The organism is Streptomyces sp. NBC_00096 (assembly GCF_045041305.1).
Lineage (GTDB): Bacteria > Actinomycetota > Actinomycetes > Streptomycetales > Streptomycetaceae > Streptomyces.
Window position 1 is genome coordinate 7,531,363 of record NZ_CP108221.1, and the last position, 17,140, is coordinate 7,548,502.

Consider the following 17,140-nt stretch of genomic DNA (forward strand, 5'->3'; position numbering starts at 1 on the left):
CGCCGTGGTGCCCGTTGTTCTCCCCGAGACGCTGTCTGACTCCTCCGGGGAGGGCCCTGCACCGCTCGTCAGTACGGACCGTTCACGTTGTCGATCGAGCCGTAGCGCGATGCGGCGTACCGGCTTGCGGCCACGATGTTGGCCACCGGGTCACGCCGGTCGTTGGGCAGTTCGGGAAGCCGGTGGGCCTGGAAGGTCGTGGGGATGATCTGGAGGAGTCCCACCGAGGCCTGGCCCGCCCTGGCGTTGCTGTCCCAGTTGTTCTCCGCATGGGGGTTGCACGACGACTCGCGCATCACGTTCTTCTTGATGCCTGCGAAGGTGCCCGGAATCCCGTGCTTGTCCATGATGGCGAGAGACTGGTTGATCCAGCCGTCGCAGTCGTTTCCGTAGGAGGGCTGCGGCGCGGGCTTCGGATGGGACGGCGCCTTCCCGGTCCGGGGGTGCGGGGCGGGGCTGTCCAGGAGGGTCAGGACCAGGCCGGGGCGGATCATGTTCCGGTTCGGGCCGATGACGCGCGCGTTGTACTTGTAGAGCCGCTCGAGGCCAATGCCCTCGGCGTGAGCGATCGTCGCCAGGGTCTCACCGCGCTTGACGACGTGGGTGCGGTGGCCGGATTTCGGCTTCGCTTTCGGCTTGGCTTTTGTCTGGGCCTTGCCCTTGGCCTCCGGAGCCGCCTTTGCCGGGTCGGCCGGGGTCGTCCCGGAGGCGGCCGTCGCCGAGGTCTCGGCGGACGGCGGCTTGGGCGCCGGCGCGGCGGTCGCCCCGCTCACGGCGATCATGGGCACGGCGAGTCCGGTGCCCGCAGTGGCGAGTCCCCGTTTGAGTGCGCTGATCCTGTTCCGGCGGTGCTTTCCGTGGGGCGGCATGGTGTTCCTCTCGTTCTGCTGACGACGCGTTGGCGGGCTGCGGAGCACGGCTGGTCCGGGACCCGCCCGGGTGCCGGACGCCTGCTCCGGTTTCGGAGCGGGGGATCGCGCCCGGAGACCCCTGACAGCGGGTCCGTGCCGGCGAAGCGACCGTAGGCAAAGGGAATTCGCACCGGCAAGGCCCGACCTGGAGCGGGGCGTGCCCGATAGGGAAAGCGGAGAGGAAGGGGCGCGGCGTACGGTGATCAGACGGCCCGTCAGATCCTTGGGAGGGCGGGCTCCACCCGCGAGGCCGATGTGTCACACGACGGGAATGGTGTGACGCGGCTCACAGTCCGATGGGTTGGGTGTGGTCCACCGACTGGTGGAAACGGAACTCCCCCGGCGCCAAGGAAGCCTTAAGGGGCGCGGTACTTGGAGAGCGGACGACGGTGAGGTAATGGCCGGGGCAAGGCTCCGCGGTGCGCGGACGGCGGTGCGCGAACGGCGGTGTGCGGGCTGCCTGCAGGACTGTCCTTTTACCTCGTCGTCCCGCGCGCCGGTCACCGTACGTTCGTCGAAGACCCCGCGAGACCGGCCTGGACGCTGCCTCCACGCCTGCGGCTCCGCGCCGGACGTGCAATGGAGCAGCGCGACTCTGCCGCGGTACCCGAATTTCCTCTGCCGCCGCCCGAAGGCCCAGGGGGTGAACGTTCAAGGAGACCATTCATGCCGTACGAGCCCAAGTACCGCTACCCCAACATGTACGACCTCGTGAGCGACAGGCACAGGCTCATCAGGCGGGGGGATTTCTGGCTTCGGTTGTGGGCGACGGACAAGCGTCTGCAGCAAGCCGTGGCTCAGCAGGGAGATGACGCTCTCCTGGGCTGGGTGCGCGACGTACTGGGCGAAAGTGAGTTCTCCGATCGGCGTGAGGCCGACGCCGTACAGCACCTGGGGTACCTCGTCGAGCAGAAGCGGGGCAGCAGCGGCGAGTTCCTCGCGGTGGTGATGGCGGGGGTGGCGAACAAGATGGGTGACGTCACGGCTGCCGATCCCGTTCTGCGGAACTGGTGCTGGGGCAAGTGCGCCGAGGGCAAGAAGTGCCCGGAAGGCAATTGCCTCGCGTTCAGGACCGGTGTGAAGCACCACCACCATGCAAGGGCCGAGGACGTGGCGCACGCGGCACCAGGACCCAAGAAGGCCGGAGCGGCCGCTCCGCGGGGCGCCGGGAAGAACGTCCTGGGACACGGGTCGTACAACGAGACGGACGACGACGTCGTCGTTCCCGCGGGCGTCACCCTCAATTTCTGGACTCACCGGGACCGGGTTCTGAACAAGATCGAGAAGCATCGGGCGATCATCGCCCCCAGCGCTCCGGTCGAGACGAAGCGAGGCGGCGAGAAGGTGGAGAACCTGCTCCTCTCTCCCCTCAAACACGGGGAGGCCAAGGAATCGGCCCACGCCACGCGCGAGCTCCCCAACCAGTTCGAGGTCGGCGCCGGTGGTGAGATCTACCTCTGCGGCGATTCCATGGAGGGCGGCGCGTTCCAGTGCTTCTTCTACATGGAGAACAAATTCGAGGGAAACCCGCCCGGCCACCATCCGGACTGCCGGGGTCTGCTTGGCCTGAAGGGTCCCCTCGCGGAGATCATCGCGAAGGGCGGTGAGATCAACTTCTGGACGTGCCGGGAGAAGTGCGTGACGACTCGGGAGGAAGCCGACCCCCGGCAGGACTACACCCCGGAGCAGTCCGAATACCACAACGAGATGGTCGCGTACGTACAGTCCCTCCTGGACCTGAGGAGGACGAATCCGGTCCTGGCCTACCTGAACATGGCGAGCATGGCCCATGCCACGCGCTACGACCTGGAAGTGGTCCCGCTCGAGTCCAAGGAAGCCGCGACCCACATCCTCGACAGGACCGAGCCGCGCGTTGACCGGCTCTCCCCCGAACCTGCGGTGCGCGCGGAGCAGGTGCGCCTCATCTGGGCGCGGCTGGAGAACCTCCAGCCCTGGGAGATGGACAACCTCCTGAGCCGCGAGAAGTGGGTCCACGTCTACAGCGAGCTCTGTGACCGCCGCGACCGAGCCACTTACAGCTCCCAGACCTTCCGGGGGCTGATCCTGGGTGTGCAGGCCGCAGTCCCCGGCAGCCTGCTGCCCGACACCATGCAGCCGGGCCTCCGCAGCCTCGAATTGTTCGCGACGGCCGTCGAGAGCTACTTCTACTACGCGGCGAAGAGCGAGGCGGGTGCCCAGCTCACCGCGTTCTGCACGTCCCTGAAGGCGGCGTCGGCCACCGCGGGCGACGAGGTGCTGGCCAACGCGGTCCGGGCGCTCGACGAAGGGCTCCAGTACCTGCTCCAGCCCACCCCCAGCGAGCAGACCCTCGACGCGCTGGAGACGGACCAGCCGCTGCCCTGGTAACAGGAGACCGGCAGCACCGGCCTCCCCGGACACCGCGTCCGGGGAGGCCGGCCGCATGAGCGGTCGACGTGCGGCGGACCGGCCTGCCCGAACGGCTTCCCGGCCGTCCCCTGTGGAGCGGATCAGCTGCTGAAAGGTTCCTTCATACGGCCGCGGCCCCGGGTCCCCGCAGGTCAGCGGCCGTCTGACAACGCCATCCGTTTCCCTCAGAGCAGGTGCCATGCGCTCCCCTTCCCCGTCCGCTTCCTTCCTCCGCCTCTACGGAACAGCCGGCGCGTTCGTGGCCTGCCTCGCCGGATCCGTCCTCGTGGCTCCCGGGGCGAATGCCGCCACCCCGCGGGCCCCGCACACCTCCTCCACGGTGCCGACCGGCCAGGAGCTCCTTGACAACGGCGGTTTCGAGAGCCCCACGCTGCGCGATGACGAGAGTCTCTGGGTGGTTCCCGAAGCCGGGCGGGGCTGGCAGCACACGGGAGGCCAGGTGGAGATGTGGGGGCGGAAGGCTGCTGCCAACGCACCCCACACCGGCAACCAGCTCATCGAGCTGGATTCGTACACGCGCGTGGGGGACACCGTCTACCAGACGGTGGACGTGACCCCCGGCACGCAGTTGCGCTGGAGCGTGGCCCACCAGGGCCGCTACGGGCCCAGCCAGATGCAGGTGGTCTTCGGCACCCCGGACCAGAAACCCGCGGAGTTCAAAACCGTGAAGCCCGACGGACAGGACAGCGACACGATCTCCACCGGCACGGGAAGCTGGACGACGTACCGGGGCGGCTACGTCCTTCCCGAGGGCCAGACGAAGCTGGTGTTCGGCTTCACGGGAGTCTCTCTCCACAACCTCCTCGACTCCGCCAGCCTCGTGGCCGTAGCCCCTCCGACCGTCACGACCAGTGCGTCGGCGCAGTCCGTCCAGCGCGGAGGGAAGATCGGGTTCACCACCAAGGCGGCCAACTCCGGGGACTGGGACCTTCAAGGGGTGACCCTCACCCAGGAGCTGCCCGCGCACGCCGGCCTGGTTCCCGGATCGGTGAGGATCGACGGCCGGCCGGCCGGTGAACAGGCCGCCGAGAAGGACGGGAAACTGGTGGTGCACGCAGGGAAGGACGGGGCCCTCGCACCGAACGCCGCCACCACCCTCAGCTACGAGCTCCGGCTGGCCGACGACGCCCCGGCCGGGACGAAGCTGACCCAGCGGGCGGCGGTCCTGGACCACCGGATCGCCGGGTCCGACACGGCCGCCCCCTCCGTCCGGGGCGGCGAAGCCGTGGTCGCACTCGCCTCCGCGGACCTGGGGGTCACCGGCCTGGTGACACCCCTGGGCGGCACCAAGGCCCAGTACCAGGTGCGGGTGACCAACGACGGCCCGGACGCGGCGCACGGCGTGCAGTTCAAGGGCGTGTCGGACGTCTCCCTGACCGGCCTCACCCTCCGGCTGGAATCCGGCGAGTGCAGCGCGGAAGGGGACAGGACGGCCACGTGCACGCTGCCCGTGCTGGACAAGGGAGCATCGGCGACCATGACCGTCGAAGGGGAGTTCTCCGGCGGGAAACTGCCTGACGTGGCGGCCTCCGTGGGATCCCGGGCCGATGATCCCCGCCCCGGCAACAACACCACCACCCTGGCCGCCGCCACGGCCGACGTCGGCGTGGAACTGACCGCGGACCCGAAGGAGACCGAGCCCGGATCCGACGTGGCCTTCACCCTGAAGGTCACCAACAAGGGCCCGGCGGCAGCCGAGAAGGTCCGGGTCGACATGGAGCTCCCCGACGGGTTCACCCCGCCCGAGGAGCTGAAGGACCTGGGCAGCCTCGCCGTGGACGAGTCACGGACGGTGAAGGTGACCGGTACCGCCGGCAAGGACGCGGAGAAGCTCGTCGCGAGGGCCACCGTCGGTACGGACGCGTTCGACCCGAACCTGAAGAACCAGATGGCGACCGCGGAGGTCAAGGTCGCCGGCGGCGGGGACGAGGGCGCCGGTGCCGGGGCCGGCGCCGGGGACAAGAGCGAAGAGGGCGAGCAGAAGGACGAGGGCCTGCTGGCCCTGACCGGCGCCAACGGCAGGCTCCTGCTCGCCCTGGGCGGCGGCGCGATGCTGGCCGCCGCAGCCGGTACGGTCCTCGTGGTCCGCTCCCGCAAGGCGGCCCGCAGCATGGTCTAGCGTGCGGCCGCCCCCGCCGAGGCTGCCGCCGGCCCCGCCCGAGTGCCCGTTCCCGTGCCCCTGCGGCTCTGCCGGCCGCGATCGGTGGACACCAGACTGAAGGCATGTCCAGCGACGCACTGATCGCCCTGCGCGAACCTGCCGCCCACCCCGTCGACCTAGGACGGGGTGGGCGGGTGCCCTCATCCGGCCCGGCCCCCGCGCTCGCCGCGCCGCCGGCCGCCGTCGACGACCGTTCCCCGGCGCAACTGGTCCTGCGCGGCACCGATACCGCCAAGCACGTCATCCAGGCCATGGCGCTCACCGCCTTCCTGGACGGTACCCAGCCGTACGCCCAAACCGGCCGCGTGCACGGACTGGACGCCGAACCGCAGTGGGAGGTCGGCGGAGGCAGGCTCACCCGGCAGTTCTCCTCCGAGTCCGCGGACGTCGGGCTGCTGGACGGGCCGGGCTGGACCGCGATGGTCACCCGGATGGTCAAGGGGGCCACCAGCCAGGCGGAGATCTCCGTCACCGCGGCGACCGACAGCCTGGCCCGCGAGGTCCTCGACTCCCTGGTACGCGCCCACGAGGAGAAGGAGGAGGCCGACTCCGGCACGGTCTCGTTCGGCTTCTGGCACCTGTCGAAGATGGGCACCGCCGTCCGCATCACCCGTGACACCCGGGCCCCGCGGTGGGCCGCGATCCGGAACAACTACACCGCCCCGGCGCGCACCCGGCTGGACCACCTCACCGGATTCGGCCCCGAGGACCTGAGCGGCGCGATCCTGCTGCTGCACGGACCGCCCGGAACCGGGAAGACCACGGCCCTGCGCGCCCTGGCGCAGGAGTGGCGCCAGTGGTGCGAGTTCGAGTACGTCCTCGACCCCGAAAACCTCTTCTCCTCCTCCAGCTACCTCCTCGACACCGCGCTGAACCGCGGACCGGAACGCAGCGACTGGCGCGCCCTGGTCCTGGAGGACTGCGACGAACTGCTGCGCAGCGACGCCAAGCGGGCGGCCGGCCAGAGCATGGCACGGCTGCTGAACCTCAGCGACGGCCTGCTCGGCCAGGACTCGCGGACACTCCTCGTCATGACCACCAACGAAGACGTGCAGCGCCTGCACCCCGCCGTCACCCGCCCCGGCCGCTGCCTGGCACAGATCGAGGTCGGACCGCTGACCGCCGAGGAAGCGGCGCACTGGACCGGCGGCGCGGGCCACGACACGGGCGCCACCCTCGCCGAGCTCTACTCCCGAACCAGCCCCGGGGGAGGCGGTCCCCTGTACACCCCGCCGCCCTCCACCGGATCCGTGGGCATGTACATGTAGCAGGCTGGGCGCGCGGGGCCGCACCGGAGCGCTCGTCGTCCCTCGTACCGGCCGGTATGCGGAAATCGTGTCCGGCATCCGGGCTGGTGTGTGACGATGCTGCGCGGACGTCAGGTCCGCACGGCCGGGGGCGGCGATCGTGGCCGCCAGGTCGCGAAAGCTGCACAACAGCCCGAGGGGAGCACGGCGTGAAGCTGACCGGCGGTGTGAGGCGCGCTCTGGAGGAGGGGCTCTTCCAGGCCGCCGCGGTGGGGGAGATCTGGGCCGCACACACCGGCAACCGGACGCTCCAACTGCTCACCAAACCCGTCGCCGTCCCGCTGCTCGGCCTCAAGGCCGTCCGCCGCCGGGCCGAACTGGACCCGGTCGAACTGCCGGTGCTCGTCGCCGGCCTGCTCGCAGCCGGGGTGGGCGACTACTACATGTCCCGGTCCGACGAGGACGACCAGATCGTCCGCGGCGCCACCGCGTTCGGGGCCATGCAGCTCCTGTACGCGGCCGTGCTGACGCGCCGCGGAAGCCGCCCGCACCCGCGCACCGTCGTACTGCCCGCCGCGGCGTGGGCAACGGCCACCGCCCTCCTGGCCGCACGGCGGGAGCCGGGCCGCACCAAGGTGCCGGCGGTCCTGGCGGCCTACGCCACCACCCTCGCGGGCACCCTGACACTGGCCCAGGACCCCCGCCCGGCCCGGCTCCCGGGGGTCGTCACCCGCCTGGTCCGGCCCACGTCCGACCCCAGGACCTGGCTGCCGGCGGGCGCGCTGCTGTTCGCGGCCTCCGACGCGGCGATCCTGCTGCGCCGCACCCTGCTCACGGACCCGCGGGCCCGGGCCGCCGCACACGTCTTCGTCCTCGCCAGCTACAACGCGGCCCAGTGGCTGCTCGTCGAAGGCTTCCTCGCCCAGTCCGGGCGGGCCTGCGAAGAGACGGCCTAGTGCTGTGCCCCCGTACTAGTCATCGAGCGGGGGAGCCGCGCCGGTCACGGCCGGACGCGGGCGGAGCCCGGCGAGCCGGGCGGTGCGCCGCAGGCTCTCGGCGCGTTCGTCGAGATCGTGCGTGTTGGTGGTGACGAGGATCTCGTCGGCACCGGTATCGGCGACGGCGCCGGAGAGGTACCGCTCGACCTGCTCCTCGGTCCCCGTGACGAATCCCTCCAACACCTCCTGAAACACCTCACGTTCACCCTGCGTCATACGAAGTGCATCGACGCCCGCGGCGGGCATCAAGGGCGGGAAGGCGCGGCCGGTGCGCGTTCGGGCGATGGACCACGCCTCGGAGCGGAGCATGCGTTCGGCCGCCTGCGGCGTGTCCGCCACCGCCACGGGGGCGGCGAGGACGACGTAGGGATGCGCCGACCACGCGGAGGGCCGGAATCCGTAGCGGTACCTGGTAACGGCTGCCGTCAGCCTCCTGCGGTCCCGGCCGAGGCCGATGACCAGCGGCAGCCCGAGGACGGAAGCGGACTCGGCGGCGTGGTCCAGGGCGAGGACGAAGGGCGCGATCCCCGCTCCGGGCGCCGGGTACGCCGTCACACCCGGGTGGGCCGTCTGAGTGCCGGTGAGCCAGCCCAGCAGCTCGGCGAGCCTCTGGCCGAACAGCTCGACCTCCTCTTCCCGCTGGCCGAGGGCCTTGCGGATCCCGGTGGTGAACGCCAGCGAGCGCCCCAGGCCCATGTCGACGCGCCCGGGGAAGAGCGAGTCCAGCACGCCGAACTGTTCCGCGAGGACCATCGGCCGGTGCCCGGGCAGCATGACACCGCCGGTACCCACCCGGATCGCCGAGGTCGACGCGGCCACGGCAGAGGCGAGGACGGTGGGTGCGGATCCCAGAATGCCGGGAACACCGTGGTGCTCGGACACCCAGAATCGGTGGTAGCCGAGCTGCTCCACGGTCCGGGCCAGGCGAATCGTGTCGTGGAACGTCTCCGCCGCGTCCACGCCCGCCCGGGCGTGCGAGCGGTCCAGGACCGACAGCTTCACGGAAAGGGTCACCGGGGCCTCCGTCCGCGGATCTCCGGCCGGCCGGCGGCGTACCCTACGGTGCTCATGTGGGCATGCACTCCTCAAGGTCAGGTCAGATAAGGGGGAGGGGCCCCGGCTCCGCTCGGGACGATCCGGCGCCGAGGCCCCAGCCGTCGTCGGGATACCGGCGCCGCGGGCAAAACCGCGGGTCAGCCCCCGAACCGGACTGCAACGGACCGTCGCGGCGACCAGCTGGCCGTTTCATGTTCGTGCGCCCGGGCGCGGGGCAGGACCACCTTTCGGCGCGCGAACGGGAGGACCTCACAGAGGTCCGAAGGACGGGCATTCACCGGACGTCCCCCGGTGCTCTCCTGCGACCGGTGGAGGCCCTCCCCGTGAGTTGCTCCCTACGGTGAGGCCGACGCCGCAGCCACCACGGCCGGCGGAAGGAGATCCTTGCCGTGTGGGGAACGCACCACATTGAGGCGTTCGCCCTGGGCGCCCTGCTCGTCATCATGCTGCCGGGCCCGAGCTCGCTGAGCACCCTGACGTCCGCCGCCCAAGGCGGCAGGCGGGCGGGCCTGACCTGCGCGCTGGGCGTCTTCGGCGGTGAGCTCACCCTGATGGCACTGACCGTCGTGGGAGCCGCGCACCTGCTGCGCGCCGACCCGCAAATCGTCACCTGCGTGCGCTGGCTGGGGGCCGCGTACATCGCCTGGCTCGGCACCGCCATGCTGCGCCAGGCATTCCACTCGTTCCGGGCCCGCCCGGAGCCTTCCACACCGGACGGCGGGCAGGTGCGCGGTGCCGCAGACCCGGGCACGGGCACGGGCACGGGACCGCACACGGGCACGGGCACGGGACCGCACACGGGCACGGGTACGGGCACAACGGGGACGCGCAAGGCCTTCGTCGTCACCGTGCTCAATCCGAAGGCGATCGTGTTCTTCCTGTCCTACTTCCTCCAGTTCGTCGCACCTTCGGCTCCCCACCCCCACCTGGCCTTCGCGGTCCTCGCGGCCGTCTACGAACTGATCAGCGTGAGCTACCTGACGTGCCTGGTCCTCGCCGCGGCACGGATCGGACGGGCGGCAGCCGGACGACCCCACCTGACGGCCGGATTCCGGGCCGCCGCCGGGCTCCTGTTCCTGGGATTCGGCGCCGCCCTGGCCATCGGCCTGTAGCCGCCCGCACCCATCGGCGTCCTCCCATCGTGCGCATCCGGACCGGGCCGGCGGCCCATCGGGGGAGCCGGGAGGTGGAGCCTCCCGACGCCCGATCGGCCGTCCGCAAGCTCCTTCCTCCTACGGTCCGGAGGCAGGAGGACGCGGGAGAGCCCAGGTGAAACGCTCGGGCGGCCCCCTCAGTTAAGGACATGCACACATGACCCAGCCCACCATCGTCCTCGTACACGGAGCCTTCGCCGACGCGTCCAGCTGGAGCGCCGTGGTGCGCAACCTCCAGGACGCCGGCTTCGAGGTGACCGCACCCCCGAACCCCCTGCGCGGTCTCGCACCGGACTCCTCGTACCTGGCCGGGTTCCTGAAGACGATCGACGGCCCCGTCGTCCTGGTCGGCCACTCGTACGGCGGCGAGGTCATCACCAACGCCGCCGAGGGGCTCGACCACGTGAAGGCCCTGGTCTACATCGCAGCCATCGCCCCCGACGTGCACGAGAGCGCCAACGACATCCTGGGCCTGTTCCCGGGCAGCGGGCTGCCCGAAGCGCTGGTCACCGTCCCCTACGTCCGCGAGGACGGAGGCGAGGGCACCGACCTCTTCATCAGGCCGGAGTCCTTCCGCCCGGTCTTCGCCGCGGACGTCGACGCGGCCACGGCCGCCGTACTCGCCGCGGTGCAGCGCCCGGTGGAGGCGGCGAGCCTGTCCGACGCCAGCACGGGCGCCGCCTGGAACGACATTCCGTCCTGGTACCTCGTCGCCACGCAGGACCAGGCCATACCCGTCGAGGCGCAACGTTTCCAGGCCCGGCGGGCCGGTGCCTTCACGGTCGAGGTGGATGCCTCGCACGCGGTCGCCGTATCCCGGCCGGACGAGGTCGCCGACGTGATCCTGTCCGCCGCCAAGGCCGTCGGCTAGTCCGTCACCGGCCCGGTCCGCCCGGCTCCGCACCCCTCGGTGTGCGGGCCGGGCGGCCGGTCATTCCCCGGTTGGGGCGGGCCCGGCCGACACGGGAGCGCGCGGCACGCACAGCACGGCGATCGCCGCGGCCACCAGGTACGCGAGCGCACCGATGGCCATGCTGAGGCGCACGCTGCCGGTGAAGTCGGAGGCGGAGGCCAGCAGGGAGCCGCCCAGGGCGACGCCCGCCGCACTTCCGATCTGCCGTGTGGTGTTGAACAGCGCGGAGGCGGTGCCGGCGTGTGTGTCCGGGGCTGCGGACATCACCGTGGATGTGGCACCGGTGAGCGTGAACGACGTGCCGAATCCGGCGCACATCATCGGGAGCAGGAGCACCGCGTACGCCGGGTCGGAACCGGCCGCAGCCCAGCCGGCGAGGCCGGCTGCGCCCACGAGCATGCCCGTGATCACGAGCGGGCGGTGTCCGGTGCGGCGGGAGAGCCGCCCCGACAGCGCCGAGGCGAACATCGACATCGCGACCGCGGGGAAGAGCGCGAGACCCGTACGCAGCGCGCTGAAGCCGCGCTCGTGCTGGAAGTACAGGCTCGCCGTGAAGACCATGCCGTAGAAGGCGAAGTTGAAGAGCAGGCCGATGGCGGCCCCGCCCGCCAGGGGGCGCGAGGTCAGCAGGGTCAGTGGCAGGGCAGGGGAACGCGCGAGGTACTCGCGCAGCACGAAGAGGCAGCCCGCCACCACGCACAGTCCGGCCGCCGAGAGCACCAGCGGGGCCGTCCAGCCCAGCCGCCCGGCCTCGTTCAGTGCGGTGGTCAGCAGGGCCACCATCGCGACGAGCGCGCACTGAGCAGGCCAGTCCACGGACCGGCCCGGCTGCCGGACCGACGCGGTCACGTGGCGCAGCGTCAGGAGGATGCACAGGGCGCCGACGGGCAGGTTGATGAAGAACACCCAGCGCCAGCCCACGGTGTCCACCAGCAGGCCGCCCAGCAGCGGGCCGGCGGAGGCGGCGATGCCGGCCATGGAACCCCAGAGTCCGAAGGCGCGGGCCCGCTCGGCGGGGGACCGGTAGACCTGCTGGAGCAGGGCCAGCGAGCCGGGCACGATGAGGGCGGCGCCGACACCCTCCGCCAGCCGGGCCACGGTGAGGACGACCGCGTCCGGGGCCAGGCCGCAGGCCGCCGAGGACAGGGTGAAGACCACCACTCCGGCGCAGAACACCCGGCGGTGGCCCAGCCGGTCTCCCAGCGCCCCGCCGGTGAGCAACAGGGCGGCGAAGGTGAGGGTGTATCCGTTGGTGATCCACTGGACCGTGGTGAGCGAGGCCGACAGTTCCCGCCCGATCACCGGCACCGCGACGTTGATGGCCGTCACGTCGAGGATGACCATGAAGTACCCCGCGCAGACCGCGAAGAGCGGGGCCAGGCCCCGACCCTGCTCTCCGGGAGCGCTCGGGCGGTCCGGCGCACCGCGGGTTCCGGACGTCATAACAGCAGGCTAGGCCCGGCAGGCCCGGGCCGCCCGCGCACCGCCCGGCCGCCCCGCGTAGAACAGCTCGCAGAGCCTGTCCAGGTTCTCCAGCGCCGCGCAGGACCTGCTGTCCGGCGGCACGAGGAACGCCGTCATGCCACGCAGGACGGCCGTCTCGGCGGTCGAGAGGCGCTCGGTGCTGCACGCGATGACATCCGTGACCGTCCTGTCGCGGTTGACCCAGAGCGGCTCCCGGTACATCCCCACTGCGAGCCGGTGCAGGTCGGGGTACGGATAGCAGGAACTGAGGAAATGAGTGAGGTGGGCGTCCCGGATCGCTTCCCGGCTCCTCGTGCAGAGGGCCCTGAAGTCGATCGTCTGGCCGGCCCGCGCGGCGTCGACGGCCTGGGCTGCCGAGGCGTCCCCGAGGTGCTCGGCCAAGAAGACGAGCCCCCGAGTGCGTACCAGGGGATCGCACTCCCGTGCGAAATAGAACTCCGGGTACCTGACCTGCTGAAAACATTCGACCTGCACGTGTACTGCTCCGGGCTCGTGCTGCTACTGGGCTGGCGTGTGCCTCCGGATTGCGCCCGCGCGGCCGCCCCCGGACCGGCGGATGCCACGGCGCCGGCACAGGTCCCCGACCGCCCCTGGCCGCGCGGGGAGGCAGGCGCCTGCCTCCCCGCGCAGACCGTCCGACCCGGCTGAGGAGGCCACGTGGGTCGATCGGGGTGTACGCGGTCTCCCGGCCCCAACCGGTCGCCGCGCTCTGCTCCGCACGCTATCCACGCGCGCACCGGCCCACGAGGGGGAGACCCGAGGTGTGGACGGGCGGCCTACTGCCACCGACGGAATCTCAGCCCCAAGTCCCTAGTCCCTCCGGCGGGGGCTCCGGGGCCCGCCCGCTCGCCGCCTGCCGCGTTGAGCGGAAGCACGACGACCGCTGCCGTACCGCGGGGCTGCACGCTCTCCAGGGTGAAGCGACCGCCCATCCCCTCCGCCCTGACCCGTTGCGACGAAACGCCGATGTGGCCCGCGGCGGCCTTGGCCGCGAGCTGCCCCGGAGCGATTCCCCTGCCGTTGTCCACGACCTCCAGCCGGGCCCAACGGTCGGTGATGTCCAGCCGGACCCGCACGCGGTCGGCCTGCGCGTGTTTGACGATGTTGGAGAGGAACTCGCCGGCGGCCCGGAAGATCAACTCGTCGACGGGGGTGGGACCGGGGGTGTGGAAGGACATCTCCACCTCGAACCCGCCCCTCGCGGCGCCCTCGTCGAACAACGAGCGCAGGGCTCTCTCCAGGCCTGCGAGCTCCACCTGGTCGGGGTGCAGCCGGGTCACCGAGAAGCGGAGCTGCCGGGCCGCGTCCTCCAGCGTGGACTCCAGGCGGGAGAGGGCGTCCGTGACGTCTTCCCCCGGGCGGGCCTCGCTGATCTCCTCGGTGTCCAGCTTGGCGGCGAGCACGCTCTGCAGAGCGCCGTCGTGCAGGACTTCGGAGATCTTGCGCCGTTCGTCCTCCTCCAGAGTGATCACCTGGCCCAGCAGTTCCGACCGCTGCCGGACCAGGTCGGCGATGGTGGAGACCCGGGACCGCTGGATGCCGGAGAAGAGCGCGCAGCACGTCGACACCATCGCGAGGAAGGCGGCATGGCTGATCAGGTACACCCAGTCCGGTGCCGGTCCCGCGGCGATCGCCGCACCGAGATACGCCACCACCGAGGCGACGCCTGCGAAGGCGGTGACGTAGGGGTACAGCTGGAAGGCGGCGACGATGGGCACGAGGAAGTAGAGGTCGTCGAACAGGGTGATGTACTTCGAGGTGTCCGCGGGGAACCCGCCCGAGAGGACCAGCACCGTGGTGATCCCGGCCACGTCGACGACCACCGGCCCGATGGCCGCGGCGAAGGGGGTCAGCCGGTCCCAGTGAGCCAGCAGCAGGAACAGATATGCCGCCGCCACGGACCACTCGATGATGTAGGCGATCATCTCGTGTTCCCGCGGGGGGAACACGGTCACGTTCATGATGAACACGACCAGGAGGACCCCGATGCGGGCCGCACTCTGAATGCGCAGGGCGAGCCAGGCGTGATCGCGCATCACCGCCCCGACCGACGACCCGGGCAGCATGACCGTCGGCTTGAACACCGGCCGGGCGAACCGAAGCGGACTGTGCTCGCGCGCCATGAGAGGTCCCTCCGGTCGGGCTTCTCATTATCGGCCCGAAGCTCTCGATGTGCCTACCGACGCCACGGCACCCGGTCGGCCTGTGGCAATCCCACAGGCCGACCGGGTGCCGTGTTCCCGCTACATCGGAATATCGAACTCGAAATTATCGCAGCAGCCAGGAAGTGCCCTAAGGTCCACTTCCTTGTATCCGTTCGCCCGGTTCAGCAGTGCCACCTTGAGACACAGGCTCTTGTCCGTGCTGTCCTTGGGCGCAAGGAGTGCACCCATCGGTCCCTCATGGATCACCATCGTTTCGCTGTCCCGAACGATGTCCTGACTGTTGGGCTGGCCATCCCAATCCACGTCCAGATTGAGGGTCGCGGCGAGTTCCTTATAGCGATCGATCAGCTGCCGCTGGTAGAAATTCCATCGATAGATGAATTTGTCCACCACCTCGCGCTGGAATCCGTAGTCGGCCTTTGTGATGGAAACCACCGATCCGCCCACGGTTTGATCCCGCGCGATCCAGTTCCCCCGAAGGCCGCGCCAGATGAACGCGCTGAGTTCGGCCCCGCTCCCAATGAACTGCCTATCGATCTCGGAGATCGGTGTAAAGCCAGATCCTGAAGTAATGAATCCATCCCCGGCGATCACTTTTTTGACATCCTCCTCGGGAACGAATTTGCCCTCGGAGCTGCATCGCCATTCGACAAAATCGAGGCTGCCTCCGGTCTGGATCCCTAGCGTCAGCTCGACCTTCTTGCTGTGGAATACGTAGCGATCTCCTTCGAGACGCTTGAATTTGGCCGAGGACGCCAGACTCGACCAGGGGACGCTATGCTTCTCCTCGGAATCCGAGGAGTTGCACTCGAAATACTTACCACCACTTGACGACTTGAATGAATTCAGAGCGGCCGTGCTGGCCCTGAGGCTGTCGCTGGTCTTCGCTTTATCTGCGTACGTGACCTTTATTTCTGCTGACACCGCTGAAACGAGAGCGGAGACGGCATCTCGAACCTTCGGATCGGCGAATTTATCGACCGCCTCCTTCTCCTGTACGTACGTGGCGCCCTTGATTCCGATGTTGAGTACGGCCCCGAGGGCCGCCAGCGGAACCCCGGCAGAGTCCATGGCAGTGGTGAAGGGGCCGGCGAGTTCAGTGAGCTCGGCGCCCGTGGGTGTGTACGACGCAGCCTCGATCTGGGTGCCGAGCCGTTCGACTCCTTCGGTCGCCATGACGCCACCCTTCGTTGCTTGGGTGATCTTCTTGAGCAGACTCCTGCTCTTGAGCCGTTTCGTGACGGCCGTCTGGAAAAGCTCCGGATCGTGCCTGGCCGCATGCCGGGCGGCGTCCTTCTCGACCTTTACGGCAAACTTCGTCACTGCGGCGGATGCCAGACCGATGGGTATCGACGCCGGCCCGATGATTGGACTGCTGAAGGCTGCTGCAACGCCGATGGCGCCGGCAAGACCGCGCAGCACCATGGCGGCACCCGCATGCACCGGTTCCACGGTATGCAGGATCTTGAGCAGCTGAGGCGACGCCGCCTTGATGAGGTAGCCCTCACACTTCTTGACGAGCCGCTGCGCCTCCTCGACGAACTGAGTGGTTTCGTGGATCGTCGTCTCGTACCAGGCCTGCAGGTCGTCCCTACTGATTTTCTGCTGATCCTCCCGGGGGAGGATCCAGATAGGAATTTCAGCGCTGTTCTTATATTTTTTGTCAATCAGCTGTAGCTGATTTACCGAAAGATTGAGCAGGGTTTGCGCTTTTTCAAAAACGCGCAGGAACTGGGCATGTTCTTTCTTTCGAAGATTGATGCCGCTCGCCGACATCTCACTCTTCTTTGATATCTCGTCCTTTCGAAGTTTGATAATCTCAGTCGGGACCTTCACGAGGGCCTCGCTGACCTGAATGTAATGGGCGGCAAAACCTTTGGCGCGGATCCAGTTTTCCTGGTGAAACTTCAGCTCGTTCTCAAGGCCCGCCGGGATCCGATCGAAAGCTGAACGCGAGACTCCGCGTTTCAGCTCGTCCTTTACATCCTCCAGGAAGCGATCCAACAGGCCGGTCAAGTTTTTTTCGTAGACCGTATAGAGATCCAGAAAATCCGAGACCTTCTGCCTGTGATCCTCGGGAATTTCGCTCTTCGAGAGGTTCTTTGTGCTCCGGTAAGTAGAGCTGTGCCGCTGGACGAACTGAAGGCTCTCCATGACCTTCGCTATGTGACCGCACTTGCCGTTCAGCCACGTAGTGAAAAGGACGCTCCATTCCGACGAGAGGACGTCAGATGCGCGATCCGGGCACGGGCACGCCTTGCGGGGCAACTCGAGGGCCCCGAACCATGAATTGAAGCCTTTGGGCCTGACGTCCTGTTCCATGCGGAACCCCTTCTCGGTGAACATGAATGTGTAGTCATGGTGAGGGAGGGGCCTGCTGGGACCCCATCCCGGGCGGCTAGCCCTTCGGGCATCCCCCAGACGGACGCGCGTCGGATCCCCAGGTACTAGGGCCAGGCGAGGCCATCGCATCCACCGATCGGGCGGTTCTCGCAGTTATGCTCAATTTATCCTCAGCTCTGATGACTTTTCGGCCACCTGCTCTTAGCGTCCTGTCTCCCGACATGGACGGAGTGAGAAGGCGATGAGCACAGTGGTAATCACCCAAGGCGAAGCCGGTACTCTTCAGGTCACCGATCGC

12 protein-coding genes are annotated in these 17,140 nt (G+C 69.2%); 6 read left to right on the plus strand and 6 right to left on the minus strand.

From position 1 onward, the window contains the following. Positions 1-68 precede the first annotated feature (68 nt). Positions 69-869, minus strand: a complete 801-nt coding sequence (locus tag OG904_RS33730) for a transglycosylase SLT domain-containing protein (protein WP_405497646.1) — start codon at positions 867-869, stop codon at positions 69-71. Between the two features lie 708 nt (positions 870-1,577). On the opposite strand from OG904_RS33730, the gene OG904_RS33735 reads away from it, so the two are divergent. The 4 genes from OG904_RS33735 (at position 1,578) to OG904_RS33750 (ending at position 7,684) form a co-directional block, all read left to right on the plus strand. Continuing rightward, positions 1,578-3,278, plus strand: coding sequence for a putative adhesin (locus OG904_RS33735; RefSeq protein ID WP_405497648.1), 1,701 nt, complete (start codon positions 1,578-1,580; stop codon positions 3,276-3,278). A gap of 220 nt (positions 3,279-3,498) precedes the next feature. Next, positions 3,499-5,439, plus strand: a complete 1,941-nt coding sequence (locus OG904_RS33740; protein ID WP_405497650.1) for a CARDB domain-containing protein — start codon at positions 3,499-3,501, stop codon at positions 5,437-5,439. A gap of 104 nt (positions 5,440-5,543) precedes the next feature. Continuing rightward, a complete protein-coding gene (locus OG904_RS33745) occupies positions 5,544-6,749 on the plus strand; it encodes a DUF5925 domain-containing protein (RefSeq protein WP_405497652.1) in 1,206 nt (401 codons plus the stop codon). Positions 6,750-6,937: 188 nt separating this feature from the next. Further along, positions 6,938-7,684 (plus strand): lysoplasmalogenase family protein, encoded by a 747-nt coding sequence (locus tag OG904_RS33750; protein ID WP_405497654.1) that lies wholly within the window; start codon positions 6,938-6,940, stop codon positions 7,682-7,684. A 15-nt stretch (positions 7,685-7,699) separates the two neighbouring features. On the opposite strand, the gene OG904_RS33755 is transcribed toward OG904_RS33750, so the two are convergent. Continuing rightward, complete coding sequence (locus OG904_RS33755; RefSeq protein ID WP_405497656.1) at positions 7,700-8,740, minus strand: MsnO8 family LLM class oxidoreductase; 1,041 nt, start codon at positions 8,738-8,740, stop codon at positions 7,700-7,702. Positions 8,741-9,171: 431 nt separating this feature from the next. Between OG904_RS33755 and leuE the strand changes: the two genes are divergently transcribed. After that, on the plus strand, positions 9,172-9,894 hold the full coding sequence (gene leuE, locus OG904_RS33760; protein WP_405497658.1) for a leucine efflux protein LeuE: 723 nt from the start codon (positions 9,172-9,174) through the stop codon (positions 9,892-9,894). A 199-nt stretch (positions 9,895-10,093) separates the two neighbouring features. Beyond that, positions 10,094-10,807, plus strand: a complete 714-nt coding sequence (locus OG904_RS33765) for an alpha/beta fold hydrolase (protein ID WP_405497660.1) — start codon at positions 10,094-10,096, stop codon at positions 10,805-10,807. A gap of 60 nt (positions 10,808-10,867) precedes the next feature. On the opposite strand, the gene OG904_RS33770 is transcribed toward OG904_RS33765, so the two are convergent. The 4 genes from OG904_RS33770 to OG904_RS33785 all read right to left on the minus strand — a co-directional run bounded on the left by OG904_RS33770 (position 10,868) and on the right by OG904_RS33785 (position 16,845). Beyond that, entirely contained in the window at positions 10,868-12,292 is a 1,425-nt protein-coding gene (locus tag OG904_RS33770) for an MFS transporter (protein ID WP_405497662.1), read from the minus strand. Between the two features lie 9 nt (positions 12,293-12,301). Beyond that, entirely contained in the window at positions 12,302-12,715 is a 414-nt protein-coding gene (locus tag OG904_RS33775; RefSeq protein ID WP_405497664.1) for a hypothetical protein, read from the minus strand. Between the two features lie 395 nt (positions 12,716-13,110). Then, positions 13,111-14,457, minus strand: coding sequence for a sensor histidine kinase (locus tag OG904_RS33780; RefSeq protein ID WP_405497666.1), 1,347 nt, complete (start codon positions 14,455-14,457; stop codon positions 13,111-13,113). A gap of 120 nt (positions 14,458-14,577) precedes the next feature. Next, positions 14,578-16,845, minus strand: a complete 2,268-nt coding sequence (locus tag OG904_RS33785; protein WP_405497668.1) for a hypothetical protein — start codon at positions 16,843-16,845, stop codon at positions 14,578-14,580. Between the last annotated feature and the right edge of the window lie 295 nt (positions 16,846-17,140).

Excerpts from the sequence above, each read along its gene's own strand:
- OG904_RS33740 (WP_405497650.1), top strand. The coding sequence starts at position 3,499 with ATGCGCTCCCCTTCCCCGTCCGCTTCCTTCCTCCGCCTCTACGGAACA.
- OG904_RS33780 (WP_405497666.1), bottom strand. The coding sequence starts at position 14,457 with ATGGCGCGCGAGCACAGTCCGCTTCGGTTCGCCCGGCCGGTGTTCAAG.
- OG904_RS33770 (WP_405497662.1), bottom strand. The coding sequence starts at position 12,292 with ATGACGTCCGGAACCCGCGGTGCGCCGGACCGCCCGAGCGCTCCCGGA.
- OG904_RS33735 (WP_405497648.1), top strand. The coding sequence starts at position 1,578 with ATGCCGTACGAGCCCAAGTACCGCTACCCCAACATGTACGACCTCGTG.
- OG904_RS33785 (WP_405497668.1), bottom strand. The coding sequence starts at position 16,845 with ATGTTCACCGAGAAGGGGTTCCGCATGGAACAGGACGTCAGGCCCAAA.
- OG904_RS33765 (WP_405497660.1), top strand. The coding sequence starts at position 10,094 with ATGACCCAGCCCACCATCGTCCTCGTACACGGAGCCTTCGCCGACGCG.
- OG904_RS33730 (WP_405497646.1), bottom strand. The coding sequence starts at position 869 with ATGCCGCCCCACGGAAAGCACCGCCGGAACAGGATCAGCGCACTCAAA.
- OG904_RS33745 (WP_405497652.1), top strand. The coding sequence starts at position 5,544 with ATGTCCAGCGACGCACTGATCGCCCTGCGCGAACCTGCCGCCCACCCC.